We start from the raw sequence: 15,111 nt of genomic DNA on the forward strand, positions 1-15,111 counted from the left end.
ACACTCAGACCTCAGCCCATCTATAGTTTCGCTATCAGCACCCGTCGCCACCCGACCTACTATCCGAAACGGCCGAGGCAGATCACAAAAAAACTCAGGCGATCCGCGCCGTTCAAAGCTGTTGACTAGAAAGACGTAGTCAACAGCTTCAGAGAACAGAGCAGCGTGAAGAGCGAAATCGAGCCTGTCCGGCGCATCCGTAGTCAACAGCTCCCCGGCAAACCCGCACGCTCGCTGGCGTTTTTGGCGCTCAAGGAAGTCCGGAGAACCGTTTGAACCCGGGTCATGGCGGAGGGAGAGGGATTCGAACCCTCGAGACGGTTTCCCGCCTACACACTTTCCAGGCGTGCGCCTTCGACCGCTCGGCCACCCCTCCGGAGGGCAACCCGCTTAGCAGAACCTCGGTTGTGCGTTAAGGGGTCGCTCGACGCGGCCGACACACCAAACATCGCCGCGCTTGGCAGGAAAGGACGCATGATGGCGGCGCTGAGGTGGCTGATCTCGCTCCCGTTCCGCATCCTCGGCTATCTCCTGGTGGTCGCTGGCGTCGCAGCTGGGATCGTCGACGTCTACCGATCGGTGATCGCCGACCGCGTCGTCCTCACTCCCCTCGGCCAGCTGTGGCGTGACGCTTCGCCCGAGACGTTGGCGCTCGCCCAACCTGCAGTGCAGCGCTACCTTCACCCAGCCATCTGGGACCCGGGCGTACAGACGCTCCTGCGCCTGCCGGGCTGGCTGAGCCTGTTCATCGTGGCCGCGTTGATCCTGCTCCTCGCCCAGCTCATCTATCAAGCCAAGTGAAGTTGAGACCGCAAGGGAGCTGAGCGATGAACCTCTTCCAACTGTTCGGCAAGTCCGCCGAGTTGCCGACCAAGGAGACGGCGCTGGCGGGGCGCGACGGGCCGATCGCAACCGCTGAGCGTCACGCGGTCAACGGTGAGCTGCTGAAGAGCGACTGGACGGGGCAGAAGACGGCCGTCTTCGCGATGGGCTGCTTCTGGGGCGCCGAGCGGCTGTTCTGGCGCATGGCCGGCGTCAAGGTGACGGCCGTCGGCTACGTGGGTGGCGTCACGCCGAACCCGACCTATCGCGAGGTCTGCTCCGGCCGCACCGGGCACACCGAGGGCGTGCTCGTGGTGTACGACCCCGCCAAGGTCTCCTTTGAGGCGCTGGTGAAAGCGTTCTTCGAGGGGCACGACCCGACCCAGGGGATGCGCCAGGGCAACGACGTCGGCACGCAGTACCGCTCGGCGATCTTCGTCAGCTCGGACGAGGACCGCAGGGTCGCCGAAGAGGCCAAGGCGGCGTACGAGAAGGCGCTGGCGGCCAAGGGCTTCGGTCCGATCACCACGACGATCGAGGGCGCTGAGCCGTTCTACTACGCCGAGGCCGAGCACCAGCAGTACCTGCACAAGGTGCCGAACGGCTATTGCGGGCTAAGCGGCACCGGCGTGGGCTGCCCCGTCGGCGCCGGCGCTGCGGCCTGATCGCCTCCGCCGGCGGCGGGCTGGGCCTCGAGCAGCGTGCGGCACGCCGCCGGCATGCCAGACAGCGTGAGGGGTTGGCGCGGGCGTGCGCCGCGCCTCGGCTTGGAGGGTGCGGCGGTGAACCAGGCGTCGAGCGGCGCTCCACAGCCGTCGCCGGGGGGAGGGCGGCGCTGGGGCACGCACGCGGGCGAGCTGGCCGGGCAAGAGAGGCGCACGTGCATGTGGGCATCGTGCCCGCTCCACGGTCGCACTTGCTGCAGGAACGCGCGGTCGTCCCACGTCATGGCGCACAGCGCGCGCTTGATGAGCGGGTGGACGAACACGCGCGCCGTGCGCGGATCGCTCGCGGCTGCCTGGACCAGCTTCGCCATGGCGGGCGTCAAGCGCGTCGGATCGACGGCGGTGCGGTCGGCGTTCAGCACCGAGGTGAAGGGTGTGACCTCGCGCTCCGCCTCGGTCAGCCGCCGCTCCGGCATCGGGGTGAGCCAGACGTCGACGTCGAGGCCGCTCTGGTGGCTGGTGTGTCCGGTCGGGAGCGGCCCGCCCCGGGCCTGGCCGAGGTCGCCGACGAGGATGCCTGCGAGCCCGAGCTCCCCCGACCGCGCGGCGAGGTCCTCCACCAGCGCGACGGTGTCGGGGTGGCCCCACCGTCGGCCGCGCGACAGCCGCATCGCCTGGTGCCTCTGCCCGTCTGCGGCGAGCTCCACGGCCCCCGCGAGGCAGCCGCGGGCGTACTTGCCGACCGCACGGGCTGGGCTGGCCGTAGGCGTCGCGACCGCCGCGAACCGCGCGGCGGCGAGCGACGCGTCCGGTTCGATCGCAGGCGTTGGCGGGACGTGCGGCGCGCGCGCCGCCGGGACAGGGACGGCGGCTGGCGGCGCGGTGGCCAGCGCGGACGGCTGGGCGGACGCGCCGCCGGCGAGCACGGCGCCGAGGAGAGCCAGCGCCCAGCGCCGCACTCAGTCGCCCCCGAAGGCGTGCCAGGCCCACGCGACCCAGCTCGCGCGGACATCGTGGCCGCCACCGTGCAGGCACAGGAGAAGCCTGCCGCCGCGCTCCGTCAGCGAGCCCTCGCAGTCGAGCCCGTCCGGCCCGTCCACCGGCATCGGCGGACCGGCGCCGAGCGCCTGGCGGAACATCGCGAGGGTCTCGTGGACGTCGCCCTGCCGTGTGTCGGCGATGGGACGACCGGCGAGCGGCACCACGGCGTCGGCGGTGCCGTGGACGTGGAGGATGTTGGCCGGGGCGCCGTCGCAGTCCTTGGGCAAGGGCGCCCAGAACGTTCCAGCGATGGGCACGAAGCCGATGAAGCGGTCCGCCCGGCGGCAGGCGAGGGTCCACGTCATCATGCCGCCGCCGGAGAAGCCGGCGACGAGGACGCGGCCCGGGTCGATGTCGAAGCGCTCGGCGGCGTCCGCGAGCATGGCGTCGATGCCGTCGAGCTCGATGGCGCTGTCGGCGAGCGCGCGGCGCGGCGCGTTGCGGATCAGCCATCCGGCGTCGGCGCTCTTCGGCGCAATGAGCGCGACCCCGAGCGTGTCCGCCACCGCGCGCAGCTCGGAGGCCCCCATCACGGCGGCAGCCGAGCCCTGGTAGCCGTGCAGGTAGAGGATCGCTCCGAACGGGCCCGCTCCGTCGGGCACCGCGATGCGATAGGTGCGATCGCCGACGACGCAGTCCGTCGCGACGCCACACCCCGCTGCGGGCGTCGCCATCAGTGCCATCGCCAACACCAACCACCCACGCAGCGCCATGGCGACCCTTCGGCGTTCGCACCCCCCGGACGTCGGAGTCCGAGCTTGGCGTCCCCATCGACCCGATCGGTGAGGTCGGATCATCCGCTAGCATGGATCGTCCGCCGGTTTAACGCTCGGGCGCCAGTCGCCACACGCTGGTGCGCTTGACGTCGGCGTCCTCCAGCGCGCGCGGCACGGCGACGGCGTAGCTCGCGGCGACGACGAGCACGTCGGTGGGCAGGTACGTGCGCTTGGGGTCGCCGATCAGCACGTCCGCCCCGTCCGCCCGTGCGCGGCGCAGGAACGCGAGGGTTCGCTCGGCGAGGGGCCGCTCGTAGAAGACGTCGCCGGCGAGCACCACGTCGGCCTCCGCCGAGCCGTCGAGGATGTCGCCCGCCATGACCTCCACGGCAACGCCGTTGGCCGCTGCGTTGAGCGCGATCGCGGCGAGGGCGAATTCGTCCACCTCGTTGGCGCGCACGTGGGCCGCCCCGGCGAGCGCGGCGGCGATCGCCGCGATCCCACCGCCGGCGCCGATGTCGAGCACGCGCCGACCCGCCACGAGGTCGGGCGCGTCGAGCACGTAGCGGGCGAGGGCCTGTCCGCCGGCCCAGGCGAAGGCCCAGAACGGCGGCGGCAGGCCGTCCGCGGCAAGCTCCTCCTCGGTCCTGTGCCAGAGCGGCAGCGCGTCGTCCGCCAGGTGGAGCTGCACCTCCGGGACGTGGGAGGGGCACGACAGCACCGTGTTCGACCTGACGAAGTCCGCCGGCGTCGTCACGCCCGGCTGAGCACGAGAACCCGGTGCCACTCCTCCTCGGTCACCGGCTGCACCGACAGGCGCATGTTCGTGACGAGCGCCATGCGCTCAAGTTCCGGCGTTGCCTTGACGGTGGCGAGGGACACGGGACGGGCGAGCGGCTCCACGGCAGCCACCTCGACGCACTCCCACTTGCCCGTCGCGTCGGTGCTGTCCGGGTGCGCCTCGGCCACCACCTGCACGATACCGACGATCTCCTTGGCGTCGACAGAGTGGTAGAAGAAGCCGAGTTCGCCCCTCGCCATCGCCCGCATGTGGTTGCGTGCCTGGTAGTTGCGCACGCCATCCCACTCGGTGCCGGATGATCCTACGCGGACCTGGTCGTCCCAGCTCCACGCGCCGGGCTCCGACTTGAACAGCCAGTAGGCCATCGAACCACCTCGCTCGCACGCTCGCCACCTGCCCCGGGGCGGCGCCGCCCACATCGTGCGCACCTGCTTCCTTCTTAAGCAGGTCGACTGTACACGGGACGGGCAGCGCCGGCGGGTGCGGTTGGCACGCCTCTTGAACAGCCACGGTGTCGACCGCCGGCGGCACCTCGAGCCGCGGGGAGGACACAAGGGAATGCGCATGAAAATAGTGATGGCGATCATCAAGCCGTTCAAGCTGGACGAGGTGCGCGACGCGCTTACGGCCATCGGCGTCGCCGGGCTGACCGTGACCGAGGTGAAGGGCTACGGCCGGCAGAAGGGGCACACCGAGGTCTACCGTGGCACGGAGTACGCGGTCAGCTTCCTGCCCAAGCTGAAGATCGAAGTCGCCGTAACCGAGAGCTCGGTGTCGCGCGTGATCGAGGCGATCCAGAGTAGTGCCAAGACCGGCCAGATCGGCGACGGCAAGATCTTTGTCTATTCGCTGGACACCGCCGTGCGCGTGCGCACCGGCGAGGTGGACGCAGAAGCCCTCTAATCGTTCCAGAACCTCTCGCGGACAGACAGAACCTTATGACGAAACCGATCCTGTTGAAGCTCGCCGGAGCGACGCTCGCGCTCGCGATTTCGGCCACGACCGTGTGGGCCCAGGCCGACACCGAAGCTCCGCCGGGGGCGACGCCCGCGCCGCTGGTGACCGAGGAGGCCCCCGAGGCGGGGGAGGCCGAGGCCTCCACGGTGATCATCACCGAGGAGGAGGAGGCGAGCGAGCCCGAGGTCGCGCAAACCGACACGACGACGGGCGAGGCGACCGGCGACGTCCAGGCGACCGGCGTTGGCGATCCGCCGACCGCCGGCGCGGAGGCGCCGGAGGAGCCGCCGCGGGACGACGAGGCGGGCGAGCCCGCGACGGCGAGCGACGAGCCCTACGTGTTCAACACGCTGCTCTTCCTGATGGGCGGCTTCCTCGTCATGTTCATGGCCGCCGGCTTCGCCATGCTCGAGGCCGGCCTGGTGCGTGCCAAGAACGCCTCGATGCAGTGCCTCAAGAACATCGCGCTCTACTCGATCGCCGGCATCATGTTCTGGGTGCTCGGCTACAACCTCATGTACCTCGACGTCGACACGGCGGAGAACATCGAGGCGCTGGCGAACTACCTCGGCACGTTCTCCATCAAGGAGATCCCTGCCCCGGCGGCCGACGCCGGGGACTACTCGGCCGCGTCCGACTGGTTCTTCCAGATGGTGTTCTGCGCCACGACGGCCTCGATCGTCTCGGGCACCATCGCGGAGCGCACACGGCTGTGGCCGTTCCTCATCTTCGTCGCCTTCCTCACCGGCATCCTCTACCCGGTGACGGGCTCGTGGGAGTGGGGCGGCGGCTGGCTCGACGACCAGGGCTTCTCCGACTTCGCGGGCTCCACGCTGGTCCACTCGGTGGGCGGCTGGGCAGCGCTCGCGGGCGCGCTCGTGGTCGGCGCTCGGGCCGGCAAGTTCGCGCCGAACGGGGTGATCCACCCGATGCCGGGCTCCTCGATCCCGCTCGCCACGCTCGGCACCTTCATCCTGTGGCTCGGCTGGTTCGGGTTCAACGGCGGCTCGCAGCTCGCCCTCGGCTCAGCGGAGAACGCCGCGTCGGTCGCCAAGATCTTCGTCAACACGAACACCGCGGCGGCCTCCGGGGTGATCGTCACGATCTTCCTGACGCAGATCTTCTACCGCAAGGTGGACGTGACGATGGCGCTGAACGGCTGCCTCGCCGGGCTCGTGTCCATCACCGCCGAACCGCTGACGCCGACGGTGGCGCAGGCCGCCTTCATCGGTGGCATCGGCGGCGTCATCGTCGTGGTGTTCGTGCCGCTGCTCGACAAGCTGCGCGTCGACGACGTGGTGGGCGCGATCCCGGTGCACCTCGTCGCTGGCATCTGGGGGACGATGATCGTGCCGTTCACCAACAGCGACGCGACGTACTACGTGCAGCTCATCGGCGTCGCCTCCGTCGGCGCGCTGGCGTTCTTCGCGAGCCTGATCGCCTGGCTGATCCTTGCCGCCGTGGTGGGCCTGCGCGCGACGCCGGAGGAGGAGGCGGTCGGACTCGACTCCAGCGAGGTGGGCGTGCTCGCCTACCCCGAGTTCGGCTCCTCGCGCGCCTGACGCGCGCGGGGCAGGGGTCGGCCGGTCCGACCCCCATCGGACGCGGCGGCCCGAGCGCTGCCGTGTCGGCACCAGCGCCGTCCGCAACGAGGCCCGGGTCAGCGACCCGGGCCTTTTTTCTCACTTCATCAACCCTTTGTCCTATGACTGGGGGAACGACGGCACGGGATGGGGCGCTGAGGGCCATGGAGAACGCACCACTGCGGCGCGCGTATGCCGGCATCCTGCTGGCCGCCGCGCTGTACGGCGCGCCCCGCCGCGCGGCCGCGCTGGCTGCGAAGGGCCGATCGGCGACGCGGCGGCAGAGCGACCCTGCGCCCAAGCCTCGCCGGCGGCGAGCGACGGAGCCGTCGCTGCCGCCACTCTCAAAGCGCCGCCTGTTCGGCCTCGACGTCGCCGACGTCACGCTGGACGAGGCGGTGGCCCGCATCATCGCCTGGTCGCGTGAGGTCCCGGCCCGTACCGTGGCCACCGCGCACATGGGGCATGCCATCGCGCTGCGCCGCGACCGGGTGTTCGCCCGCGCCATGGGCGAGGCGGACCTCGTCCTGGGCGGCGCAAGGCCGTTCCTTTGGGTGTCGGGTGATGAAGGCGGTGAGCTGAGGTCCCTGATCCGCGGCGAGGACCTCGTAGAGCCGTTGGCCGCCGAGGCGGCGAGGGCGGGACGCTCGCTGTTCCTGTTCGGGCCGACGATGAGCGGCCTTCACCAGGTTGCGAAGGGCCTAAAGCGCCGCCACCCGCGCCTCGAGCTCGTCGGCGCCTACGCACCGCCGGAAGGCTTCGAGCGCGATCCGGAGGTCCACCGTGAGATCCTGTCGATGATCCGCACGGCGCGGCCGGACATCATCCTCGTCGCCATGGCCGCGCCCGACGGCGAGGTGTGGGCGAACGGGATGGCGGACACGGTGCGCCACGGGGTTTTCGTCACGGTGGGCCGCGACCTCGGGACGGCGCGGACCGGGACCGGCGCGCTCACGACGCTGTTCGCGCTCCCCTCGCTCTACGTTGCCCACAGGGGCGACAGGGCCGAGCACGGCGCTGCCGAGCGACGCCGTGCCATCGCCGCGACGTCCGACGAGCGCTACCGCGCCACAAGGGCCGGGACGCGCCAGCGCGAGCTCGACGAGGCGGCGTCCGACCGCGCCAAGCGCGAGGCCGGACGCCGCTGACGCGCTTGCAGCGCCGCGCCCGACCCGTCGTCGCAGCTCAGCGCTTCAACACGAGCGGCGGCGGCGCCTGAAGCTGCATGACGCCGACGCCCGCCGCGACGTTGGCGCCGAGCTGGCCCTGCACGGACACGGGCTGCAGGTTAATCGACCGGTCGAAGCCGCCGATAAGCACGTTGGCGCCGACGCCGATCCCCCCGGTCGCCTCCGCGGACAGGCCCACGTAGGTGCCCTCGAGCGCCCCAGGCGCGAGCTGCAAGGTCGGCGCGAAGACCGCCCAGACGATCCGTGCGCCGGTGGTGATGCCGGCGTCGAGCCCGATTTTGGTGATCGACCCGTCGTAGGCCTCGTCGGGCACCGCGACGGCGTTGAAGTAGCACGCCAGTGCCTTGCGCGAGGCGAGGATGTAGCCCTGGCCGCCCGCGACGTCGCACGTCAGGAGGCCGACGCGCACACCGAAGTCGGCCTTCGCGGAGGGCGCTGCGACGACGGACCCGAAGACGGCACCGATCACAGCCACGGCGCCGAGTACAGCCCTGAACATCAATCTTCTCCTTGTCGATGTCCCGTCCGCGCTCAGTCCCCACGGGCGGGGCGATAGCTGAAGTTCGCCCGGACGATGCCGTGGTCGTTGGTCCCGTCCCCGTCCTCGTCCACGTGCTCTTCGCGGTTGAGGTGGTCGTTGTAGACCTCCAGCCCATCGAACGACCATACGCGAACGCGCGAGTCGTCGTAGAGTTCTTGGCTGACGAGGATGTGGCCGAGGCCCTCGCGCGCGCCCTCGGTAGACGTGCGTGTAGTAGACGTCGCGCTCAGCACGGAACTGCTGCAGCGTCTGACCGGAGTAGGGCGCGGCGTCGCGCCCGCCGACGGACAGCGCAGCGAGGAACTTCGGCTGCTCGGTCATTGAGGCGTGCTGGGGCGCTGGCCGTCGTTGACGTCGCCGAGGACGATGACGGGCGCGTCGGTTCCCCTCATGCGGTCGGTGAGGAGGATGCGCAGCGCGAGCGCCTCGGCGGTCCGGCGGATCGTCGACAGCGCCGCGCCGATCGCGGTGCGGTGGGCGCTGTAGGCTCCGAACCCATGAACGAATGGCTTTCGATTGTGAGGGATGCTGCGGGCGCCGAGGGAGGGCGCCATGGCATCGCAGTTCTGGCGTTCCGATCAACAGTTTGCACGGCTGAAGCCGCTCTTGCCGACCGACGTGAGGGGCGTGCCGCGCGTCGACGATCGCAGGGTCATCTGCGGCATCGTGCACGTGCTGCGCTCCGGGTGCCGCTGGTGCGACGTACCGGCCTGCTACGAGCCGCGCACGACGCTTTACAACCGCTTCGTGCGGTGGGCTGAGCGAGGCATCGGGAACGACCTCTTCAAGGCGTTGGCACAAGAGGGCGGAGCCCCGGCGACACTCATGTTGGATGCCACCAGCGCGAAGGCTCACCGCTGCGCCGCCGGCGGGAAAGGGGGGCGGACGCCCAGGCCATCGGTCGCTCACGAGGCGGGCGCACCACCAAGATCCCCATGGCGGTGGATGGCGCTGGACGCCCCCGACGCCTGATCGTTCGCCCTGGCCATCGCGGCGACGCGCCAGTGGCCGCCGAATGGCCGCCGACCTCATCGGCTCCTTCGCTCCGCGCGGGGGCCTCGCCGATGGGGCCTACGACGCCAAGGCTCCCGACGCCAAGGCCCTGCGCACGCTGGTCAGCGATCGCGGTGGCCTGCCGGTCATCCCCAACAACCCGACGAGGCGGACGAAGCACCCCTTCGATCCGGTGCTCGACCGCGAACGCAACGTCGTTGAACGATCATTCCGCCGACTGAAGGACTGGCGGCGCGTCGCCACACGATCCGACAAGCTGGCACGAAACCATCTCGCCGCGCTGACCATCGCCGCCATCGTCGCATTCTGGTTATGGGTCTGGAGCCTAGAGCTCATCGGAGTCGCGGTACCAACCCTCGCGCCAGATGTTGGTGGTACGCTTCGACTTGAGGTGAGCGACGTCGACGTGGACCGGCGCCTCGTCGTCGCGCGGCCGGATCGCGAAGTGCAGCCGGGCGGGAGAACGAGCCGATGGCGACGGCGATCGCCGCGGTCTGCGGATCCTCGCCCGAGCTCTCAGCCGGAACGCTTCGGGGAAGTCGATGATCCACTCCGGCTCCCCCTCCATCATGTCCTCGCGCACGCGCCGGCGCACACGATCATGCCGCCGTCGTGCCCCGGCGGTGCGAGGACGCGGTAGGGCTCGCCGAGGTCCGCGGTGTTGAACGCCTCCTGGAGGGCGGCCGCGTCCCAGAGCTCTGGAAGCCGAACACATCAACGCGCGCGTTGCGGATGGAGAAGCGCGTCCACGCGATGTTGCGCGCGTACCGCTTTTCGGTCCAGCCGTCCGCGTCGCGGTCCATGCGCTGGTCCGGTCGGTTGAGGGTGTAGAGGTTGAACGTGGTGAACGAGAGCCGACGCGCATGCATGCCGGCCCTCCGCCGTTCAGCTCACCGCGCCGCAGAAGCGCTGGATGCGCCGGCAGGCCTCCTCCAGCGCGTCCGTCGCGGTGGCGTAGGAGATCCGGAAGTGCGGCCCGAGGCCGAACGCCGAGCCCTGCACCACGGCGACGCCCTCGCTCTCGAGCAGCGCGGTGACGAAGCCCTCGTCGTCCTCCATCACCGCGCCGGTGGGCGCGCGGCGGCCCATCAGCCCCTCGCACGACGGGTAGACGTAGAACGCGCCTTCCGGCGTCGGACACTTCAGCCCGTTGGCCTGGTTGAGCATGGACACGACGAGGTCGCGCCGATCCTTGAACACCGCGTTGTTGCGGTCGATGTGCGCCTGCGTGCCGTTGAGCGCCTCCACCGCCGCCCACTGGGAGATCGAGGAGGGGTTGGAGGTGGACTGGGACTGGACCTTCGCCATGGCCTTGACGAGCGCTGCGGGTCCACCGGCGTAGCCGATCCGCCACCCCGTCATCGCGTAGGCCTTGGAGACGCCGTTGACCGTGAGCGTGCGATCCTTCAACGCCGGCTCCACCTCGGCGACGGTGTGGAAGGCGAAGTCGTCGTAGACGAGGTGCTCGTACATGTCGTCCGTCATCACCCACACGTGCTCGTGGCGCACGACGACGTCGGTGAGGGCCTTCAGTTCGTCGTGGGAGTAGGCGGCTCCGGACGGGTTGGACGGCGAGTTGAGGATCACCCACTTCGTGCGCGGCGTGATCGCGGCGTCGAGCGCCTCGGCGGAGAGCTTGAAGCCCGTCGTGGGCCCGGCCTCCACCGGGACGGGGGTGCCGCCCGCGAGGAGGACCATGTCGGGGTAGCTCACCCAATAGGGCGCCGGAATGACGACCTCGTCGCCCTCGTTCAGCGTCGCCATCAGCGCGTTGTAGAGCACCTGCTTGCCGCCGGACCCCACGGTGATCTGCGAGGTCTCGTAGGCGAGGTTGTTCTCGCGGGCGAACTTGTCGGCGACCGCCTCCTTCAGCTCGGGCATGCCGTCGACGGTGGTGTACTTGGTGTGCCCGTCGCGGATCGCGCGGATCGCGGCGTCCTTGACGTTGTCGGGGGTGTCGAAGTCGGGCTCGCCCGAGCCGAGGCCGATGACGTCGCGACCCTCGCGCTTCAGCTCCGAGGCCTTCTGCGAGACCGCCATGGTCGCGGAGGGTTTGACGCGCGACAGTGTGTCGGACAGGAAGGCCATGGCGTCGATCCATGCTGGGGTTGCGCCTTCCTTATCGAAGGATCGCGCCACCGCCGCAAGACGTTCCGCCGCCCGACGGACCGTTCCGCCGCTGCCGCCACGCCAGCCGGCCGACCGGAACGATCTAGGCCTCCGCTGGCCGTGTAAGCAAGCTGCGCGAGCCCTCAGGCGCTCATCCCCCCGCAAGGGCGTTCCGCCACCCGACGGACCGTTCCGCCGCTGCCGCCACGCCAGCCGCCGGTACGGTTTGGGCCTCCGGCGGTCGTGTGGGCAAGCCGCGCGAGCTCCCCGGCGTCCATCCCGCTGCAAGGCGTTCTGTCACCCGACGGACCGTCCTGCTGCTCCCATTGGCCACCGGTACGGTTTGGGCTCCGCCGGTCGTGTCGGCAGGCTGCGCGAGCCCCCGGCGCCCATCCCGCTGCAAGGCGCCACCGACGGAGCGTTCTGCCGCTTCCGCCAAGCCAGCCGGCCGCTATGGTTTCGGGCTCCGCCGGCCCTATGGGCAGGCTGCTCGAGCCCCCGGGCGCCCATGTTGCCGGCCGGTGCAGGCGCCCGCGGGTGTCGAGGACAGGGCCCCGCGCGGCCGCCGCCCCGTTTGCGTCAGAAGGGGAAGCCCTCCGACAGCGTCGCCTGGTAGCCGTCGAGGATCGGCAGCGTCGACTGCGAGTAGGTGTACTCGTTCTCGATCTTCTGCAGCGTCGGCACGGGGACACCTCCCCCCGCGAAGCTGGGCGTGACGGGGACCGCCCTGCTGCGGAACATGTACACTCCAGGCAGCTCGCGACCGTAGGGACCGAGGTAGGCCCCCGATCCGCCACCGTCCGCGAACGGCCGTACGGTGATGCTCTCCTGCGCCGCCGCGGTGCCGGTCAGCCCAGCCGTCGCCACGACCGCGGTCAGGATCGCCGCCAGTGCCTTCGTCATCGTCCGCTCCTCCGGCGGGTCATCCGCCCTTGCTTGCTCCATGGCCCATAGACGTCGCCGCATGCGCGCCATGCCCCGTCGGACCCTTGACACGGAACTGACACGCAAAACCCTGATCGCAGTCCCTCCGTCGATCATCGGATAAACGAGCAAGCCTGCCCATGGGTTGCAACCTCACTTGAGGAGCCGGGAGACGACCTGCGCCGTGTAGTCCACCGCGGGGATGATCTTTGCGTAGTTTAGCCGCGTAGGCCCAATGATTCCAAGGGCTCCGACGGTCCGACGGTGGGTGTCCCGGTACGGCGACATGATGAGCGACGAGCCCGACAGCGAAAACAGCTTGTTCTCCGAGCCGATGAAGATCCGCACGCCCTCGCCCTCGTCGGTGAGCGACAGGAGCTGGACGAGGTCTCGCTTGGTCTCAAGGTCGTCGAGGAGCTGCCGCACGCGGTCGAGGTCCTCGCGCAGACCGACGTTCTGCAGGAGGTTGCCGCGCCCATGCACGATCAGCGCGCCGCCTCCCCGGTGCGAGGCGTCCGACCAGGAAGCGATGCCCTCCTCCACCAGGCGCGCGGTCAGCGCGTCGAGCTCGCCGCGCTCCTCTGCCTCCAGCTTGGCGATGATGTCCCGCGCCTCGCCGAGCGTCGCCCCGCGGATGTGGGCGTTCAGGTAGTTCGACGCCTCCTGCAGCGCCGACGGCGGCAGCCCGGCGGGCAGGTCGACGAGGCGGTTCTCCACCGAGCCGTCCTGCGCGACGAGCACGACGAGCGCCGCCCCGGGGTCGAGGGCCACGAACTCGATGTGCTTGAGACGCAGGTCGTGGGTTTGCGTGACGACGACACCGGCCCCGCTCGACAGCCCGGACAGCATCCTGGAGGCCTTGTCGAGGGCGTCGTCCACCGCGTCCGAGCCGCGGCTCACCTGTGCCTCGATGCCGGCGCGCTCCTCGTCGGACAGCTCGCCCACCGACAGGAGCGCGTCGACGAAGAAGCGCAGCCCGCGGTCGGTGGGGAGCCGGCCGGCGGACGTGTGCGGCGCGAAGATCAGCCCGAGGTGCTCGAGGTCGCTCATCACGTTGCGCACGGAGGCCGGCGAGAGCTTGTTGGGCAGGGCGCGCGAGATCGACCGCGAGCCGACCGGCTCGCCCGAGGCGAGGTAGGCGTCGACGATCTGCCGGAAGATGTCCCGGCTGCGCTCGTCGAGCTCGATCGCCTCGCTGGTCGCGTCCACCAGTTGCATGGCCCGTGTGCTGCTCCTCGTGGCACCCGTTTGCCCAACAGGTCAGGGCTATCCGCTCGACAGCTAATATGCCAACCCTCTCGCCCCACGGGGAGGGAGAGCGTTTGATGCGACATGATGGCCGGCGCGCGGACGAGCTGCGCGCCGTCTCGATGGAGCGCCGAGTGTCGCGTCACGCTGAGGGGTCGTGCCTCGTCAAGTTCGGCGACACGCACGTCCTGTGCACCGCCTCGCTGGAGGAGCGCGTCCCCCCGTGGCTGCGCGGTGGCGGCGCGGGCTGGGTCACTGCCGAGTACGGCATGCTGCCGCGTGCCACCAAGGAGCGCGTCCGTCGGGAGGCGACCGCCGGGCGGCAATCGGGCCGCACGCAAGAGATCCAGCGGCTCATCGGCCGTTCGCTCCGTGCCGTGATCGACCGCGCGGCGCTCGGGGAGCGACAAATCTCCATCGACTGCGACGTGCTGCAGGCGGACGGCGGCACGCGCACCGCGGCGATCACCGGCGCCTGGGTCGCGCTGTCGGACTGCCTCGCCCACATGCGCGAGGTCGGCATGATCGCCGGTGCGCCGCTCACCGACCACGTGGCGGCGATCTCGTGCGGCATCGTCTCGGGGACCCCGGTCCTCGACCTCGACTATGTGGAGGATTCGTCCGCCGGGACCGACGCGAACTTCGTGATGACCGGATCGGGCGGCATCGTCGAGATCCAGGGGACGGCGGAGGGCGCGCCGTTCTCGCGCGAGGAGCTGAGCGCTCTCCTCGGACTCGCTGGGTCCGGCATCGGCCAGCTCGTCGAGCTGCAGAAGATGACGGTGGCGTGAGCCTGCGCGGGTTGATCGGCGAACAGCTCATCCTCGCGACGCACAACGCCGGGAAGGTCGCCGAGCTCGAGGCGCTCCTCGCGCCCCTCGGCATCGCCGTCTCGGCCGCCGCCGCGCACGGCCTGCCGGAGCCCGAGGAGAGCGGCACGACGTTCGAGGAGAACGCGGCGATCAAGGCGGAGACCGCAGCCGCCGCGACCGGCGTGCCGGCCCTCGCCGACGACTCCGGCCTCGCCGTCGCGGCGCTCGACGGCGCCCCGGGGGTTCATTCGGCCCGATGGGCGGGCCCGACCCGGGACTTCGGCGCGGCGATGGCCCGTGTCCTTGAGGAGCTCGGTGACGCCCCCTCGCGCGAGGCCGCGTTCGTCACCGTTCTCGCGCTGGCCATCCCCGGCCGACCGACCAGCACCTTCGAGGGCCGCTGCGAGGGGCGCATCTGCGCGCAGCCACGGGGTGACCGCGGGTTCGGCTACGACCCCATCTTCATGCCGGCCGAAGGCGATGGGCGCACCTTCGGTGAGATGACGGCGGACGAGAAGTCGGGCGGCGCCGCGCCCCTCTCCCACCGCGCTCGCGCCGTTGCCAAGTTCGTGCGCATGCTGGCGTAATCCGCGGCACCGGCGCCACACCGTCCGGTCGCCGTGGTGCGGTACCGCCCCACGTCGGCGTGTGGCGCTACGGCCAGGCGGGCGAACGCCTTAGGAGGTC

The 15,111-nt window shown here is 70.5% G+C and carries 18 protein-coding genes, 1 tRNA gene and 1 pseudogene; 8 read left to right on the forward strand and 12 right to left on the reverse strand.

Features of this window, described 5'->3' with window-relative positions:
• Window positions 1–286: 286 nt before the first annotated feature.
• Window positions 287–376 (reverse strand) — tRNA-Ser (locus tag ACOOE8_RS07755).
• Window positions 377–474: 98 nt separating this feature from the next.
• Between ACOOE8_RS07755 and ACOOE8_RS07760 the strand changes: the two genes are divergently transcribed.
• Window positions 475–801, forward strand: a complete 327-nt coding sequence (locus ACOOE8_RS07760; protein ID WP_420394250.1) for a hypothetical protein — start codon at window positions 475–477, stop codon at window positions 799–801.
• Window positions 802–827: 26 nt separating this feature from the next.
• The gene (gene msrA, locus ACOOE8_RS07765) at window positions 828–1,487 is read left to right on the forward strand and encodes a peptide-methionine (S)-S-oxide reductase MsrA (protein WP_420394251.1); all 660 of its coding nucleotides are present in this window, start codon (window positions 828–830) and stop codon (window positions 1,485–1,487) included.
• Here the strand turns inward: msrA and mepA are convergent.
• The 4 genes from mepA to ACOOE8_RS07785 all read right to left on the reverse strand — a co-directional run bounded on the left by mepA (window position 1,427) and on the right by ACOOE8_RS07785 (window position 4,411).
• Window positions 1,427–2,446, reverse strand: a complete 1,020-nt coding sequence (mepA, locus tag ACOOE8_RS07770) for a penicillin-insensitive murein endopeptidase (RefSeq protein WP_420394252.1) — start codon at window positions 2,444–2,446, stop codon at window positions 1,427–1,429. The genes msrA and mepA overlap by 61 nt on opposite strands.
• Window positions 2,447–3,241, reverse strand: a complete 795-nt coding sequence (locus ACOOE8_RS07775) for an alpha/beta hydrolase family esterase (protein WP_420394253.1) — start codon at window positions 3,239–3,241, stop codon at window positions 2,447–2,449.
• A gap of 109 nt (window positions 3,242–3,350) precedes the next feature.
• Window positions 3,351–4,001 (reverse strand): class I SAM-dependent methyltransferase, encoded by a 651-nt coding sequence (locus ACOOE8_RS07780; protein WP_420394254.1) that lies wholly within the window; start codon window positions 3,999–4,001, stop codon window positions 3,351–3,353.
• Entirely contained in the window at window positions 3,998–4,411 is a 414-nt protein-coding gene (locus tag ACOOE8_RS07785; protein ID WP_420394255.1) for an EVE domain-containing protein, read from the reverse strand. Before ACOOE8_RS07785 ends, ACOOE8_RS07780 begins: the two co-directional genes overlap by 4 nt.
• A gap of 199 nt (window positions 4,412–4,610) precedes the next feature.
• Here ACOOE8_RS07785 and ACOOE8_RS07790 point away from each other — a divergent pair, with 199 nt between their 5' ends.
• The 3 genes from ACOOE8_RS07790 to ACOOE8_RS07800 all read left to right on the forward strand — a co-directional run bounded on the left by ACOOE8_RS07790 (window position 4,611) and on the right by ACOOE8_RS07800 (window position 7,734).
• Entirely contained in the window at window positions 4,611–4,949 is a 339-nt protein-coding gene (locus tag ACOOE8_RS07790) for a P-II family nitrogen regulator (RefSeq protein ID WP_420394256.1), read from the forward strand.
• A gap of 35 nt (window positions 4,950–4,984) precedes the next feature.
• Window positions 4,985–6,565, forward strand: a complete 1,581-nt coding sequence (locus tag ACOOE8_RS07795) for an ammonium transporter (RefSeq protein ID WP_420394257.1) — start codon at window positions 4,985–4,987, stop codon at window positions 6,563–6,565.
• A 185-nt stretch (window positions 6,566–6,750) separates the two neighbouring features.
• The gene (locus ACOOE8_RS07800) at window positions 6,751–7,734 is read left to right on the forward strand and encodes a WecB/TagA/CpsF family glycosyltransferase (RefSeq protein ID WP_420394258.1); all 984 of its coding nucleotides are present in this window, start codon (window positions 6,751–6,753) and stop codon (window positions 7,732–7,734) included.
• A 37-nt stretch (window positions 7,735–7,771) separates the two neighbouring features.
• Here the strand turns inward: ACOOE8_RS07800 and ACOOE8_RS07805 are convergent, their stop codons facing one another.
• From ACOOE8_RS07805 to ACOOE8_RS07815, 3 genes are all read right to left on the reverse strand, one after another.
• Window positions 7,772–8,275 (reverse strand): DUF992 domain-containing protein, encoded by a 504-nt coding sequence (locus ACOOE8_RS07805; protein WP_420394259.1) that lies wholly within the window; start codon window positions 8,273–8,275, stop codon window positions 7,772–7,774.
• A 32-nt stretch (window positions 8,276–8,307) separates the two neighbouring features.
• On the reverse strand, window positions 8,308–8,550 hold the full coding sequence (locus ACOOE8_RS07810) for a hypothetical protein (protein WP_420394260.1): 243 nt from the start codon (window positions 8,548–8,550) through the stop codon (window positions 8,308–8,310).
• Window positions 8,551–8,634: 84 nt separating this feature from the next.
• Complete coding sequence (locus ACOOE8_RS07815; RefSeq protein ID WP_420394261.1) at window positions 8,635–8,871, reverse strand: hypothetical protein; 237 nt, start codon at window positions 8,869–8,871, stop codon at window positions 8,635–8,637.
• Here ACOOE8_RS07815 and ACOOE8_RS07820 point away from each other — a divergent pair.
• Window positions 8,870–9,644: pseudogene (locus ACOOE8_RS07820) on the forward strand (IS5 family transposase); the annotation flags it as partial. The gene ACOOE8_RS07815 and the pseudogene ACOOE8_RS07820 sit on opposite strands and share 2 nt — an antisense overlap.
• A 286-nt stretch (window positions 9,645–9,930) precedes the next feature.
• On the opposite strand, the gene ACOOE8_RS07825 reads toward ACOOE8_RS07820, so the two are convergent.
• The 4 genes from ACOOE8_RS07825 to hrcA form a co-directional block, all read right to left on the reverse strand.
• Window positions 9,931–10,200, reverse strand: a complete 270-nt coding sequence (locus tag ACOOE8_RS07825) for a hypothetical protein (protein WP_420394262.1) — start codon at window positions 10,198–10,200, stop codon at window positions 9,931–9,933.
• Between the two features lie 16 nt (window positions 10,201–10,216).
• Complete coding sequence (locus ACOOE8_RS07830) at window positions 10,217–11,419, reverse strand: pyridoxal phosphate-dependent aminotransferase (RefSeq protein ID WP_420394263.1); 1,203 nt, start codon at window positions 11,417–11,419, stop codon at window positions 10,217–10,219.
• A gap of 600 nt (window positions 11,420–12,019) precedes the next feature.
• Entirely contained in the window at window positions 12,020–12,343 is a 324-nt protein-coding gene (locus ACOOE8_RS07835; protein WP_420394264.1) for a hypothetical protein, read from the reverse strand.
• A gap of 174 nt (window positions 12,344–12,517) precedes the next feature.
• On the reverse strand, window positions 12,518–13,582 hold the full coding sequence (gene hrcA / locus ACOOE8_RS07840; RefSeq protein ID WP_420394265.1) for a heat-inducible transcriptional repressor HrcA: 1,065 nt from the start codon (window positions 13,580–13,582) through the stop codon (window positions 12,518–12,520).
• Between the two features lie 107 nt (window positions 13,583–13,689).
• Here hrcA and rph point away from each other — a divergent pair, with 107 nt between their 5' ends.
• Both rph and rdgB read left to right on the forward strand, forming a co-directional pair.
• Window positions 13,690–14,403, forward strand: a complete 714-nt coding sequence (rph, locus tag ACOOE8_RS07845; RefSeq protein WP_420394266.1) for a ribonuclease PH — start codon at window positions 13,690–13,692, stop codon at window positions 14,401–14,403.
• On the forward strand, window positions 14,400–15,011 hold the full coding sequence (gene rdgB, locus ACOOE8_RS07850; RefSeq protein ID WP_420394267.1) for an RdgB/HAM1 family non-canonical purine NTP pyrophosphatase: 612 nt from the start codon (window positions 14,400–14,402) through the stop codon (window positions 15,009–15,011). The genes rph and rdgB overlap by 4 nt, the downstream gene beginning before the upstream one ends.
• The last annotated feature ends 100 nt before the right edge of the window (window positions 15,012–15,111 follow it).

This window comes from Acuticoccus sp. (assembly GCF_965213555.1).
GTDB lineage: Bacteria > Pseudomonadota > Alphaproteobacteria > Rhizobiales > Amorphaceae > Acuticoccus.

Excerpts from the sequence above, each read along its gene's own strand:
- msrA (WP_420394251.1), top strand. The coding sequence starts at position 828 with ATGAACCTCTTCCAACTGTTCGGCAAGTCCGCCGAGTTGCCGACCAAG.
- ACOOE8_RS07815 (WP_420394261.1), bottom strand. The coding sequence starts at position 8,871 with ATGGCGCCCTCCCTCGGCGCCCGCAGCATCCCTCACAATCGAAAGCCA.
- ACOOE8_RS07830 (WP_420394263.1), bottom strand. The coding sequence starts at position 11,419 with ATGGCCTTCCTGTCCGACACACTGTCGCGCGTCAAACCCTCCGCGACC.
- ACOOE8_RS07800 (WP_420394258.1), top strand. The coding sequence starts at position 6,751 with ATGGAGAACGCACCACTGCGGCGCGCGTATGCCGGCATCCTGCTGGCC.
- ACOOE8_RS07785 (WP_420394255.1), bottom strand. The coding sequence starts at position 4,411 with ATGGCCTACTGGCTGTTCAAGTCGGAGCCCGGCGCGTGGAGCTGGGAC.
- ACOOE8_RS07790 (WP_420394256.1), top strand. The coding sequence starts at position 4,611 with ATGAAAATAGTGATGGCGATCATCAAGCCGTTCAAGCTGGACGAGGTG.
- ACOOE8_RS07795 (WP_420394257.1), top strand. The coding sequence starts at position 4,985 with ATGACGAAACCGATCCTGTTGAAGCTCGCCGGAGCGACGCTCGCGCTC.
- ACOOE8_RS07825 (WP_420394262.1), bottom strand. The coding sequence starts at position 10,200 with ATGCATGCGCGTCGGCTCTCGTTCACCACGTTCAACCTCTACACCCTC.
- ACOOE8_RS07835 (WP_420394264.1), bottom strand. The coding sequence starts at position 12,343 with ATGACGAAGGCACTGGCGGCGATCCTGACCGCGGTCGTGGCGACGGCT.
- ACOOE8_RS07760 (WP_420394250.1), top strand. The coding sequence starts at position 475 with ATGATGGCGGCGCTGAGGTGGCTGATCTCGCTCCCGTTCCGCATCCTC.
- rph (WP_420394266.1), top strand. The coding sequence starts at position 13,690 with ATGCGACATGATGGCCGGCGCGCGGACGAGCTGCGCGCCGTCTCGATG.
- ACOOE8_RS07775 (WP_420394253.1), bottom strand. The coding sequence starts at position 3,241 with ATGGCGCTGCGTGGGTGGTTGGTGTTGGCGATGGCACTGATGGCGACG.
- ACOOE8_RS07805 (WP_420394259.1), bottom strand. The coding sequence starts at position 8,275 with ATGTTCAGGGCTGTACTCGGCGCCGTGGCTGTGATCGGTGCCGTCTTC.
- hrcA (WP_420394265.1), bottom strand. The coding sequence starts at position 13,582 with ATGCAACTGGTGGACGCGACCAGCGAGGCGATCGAGCTCGACGAGCGC.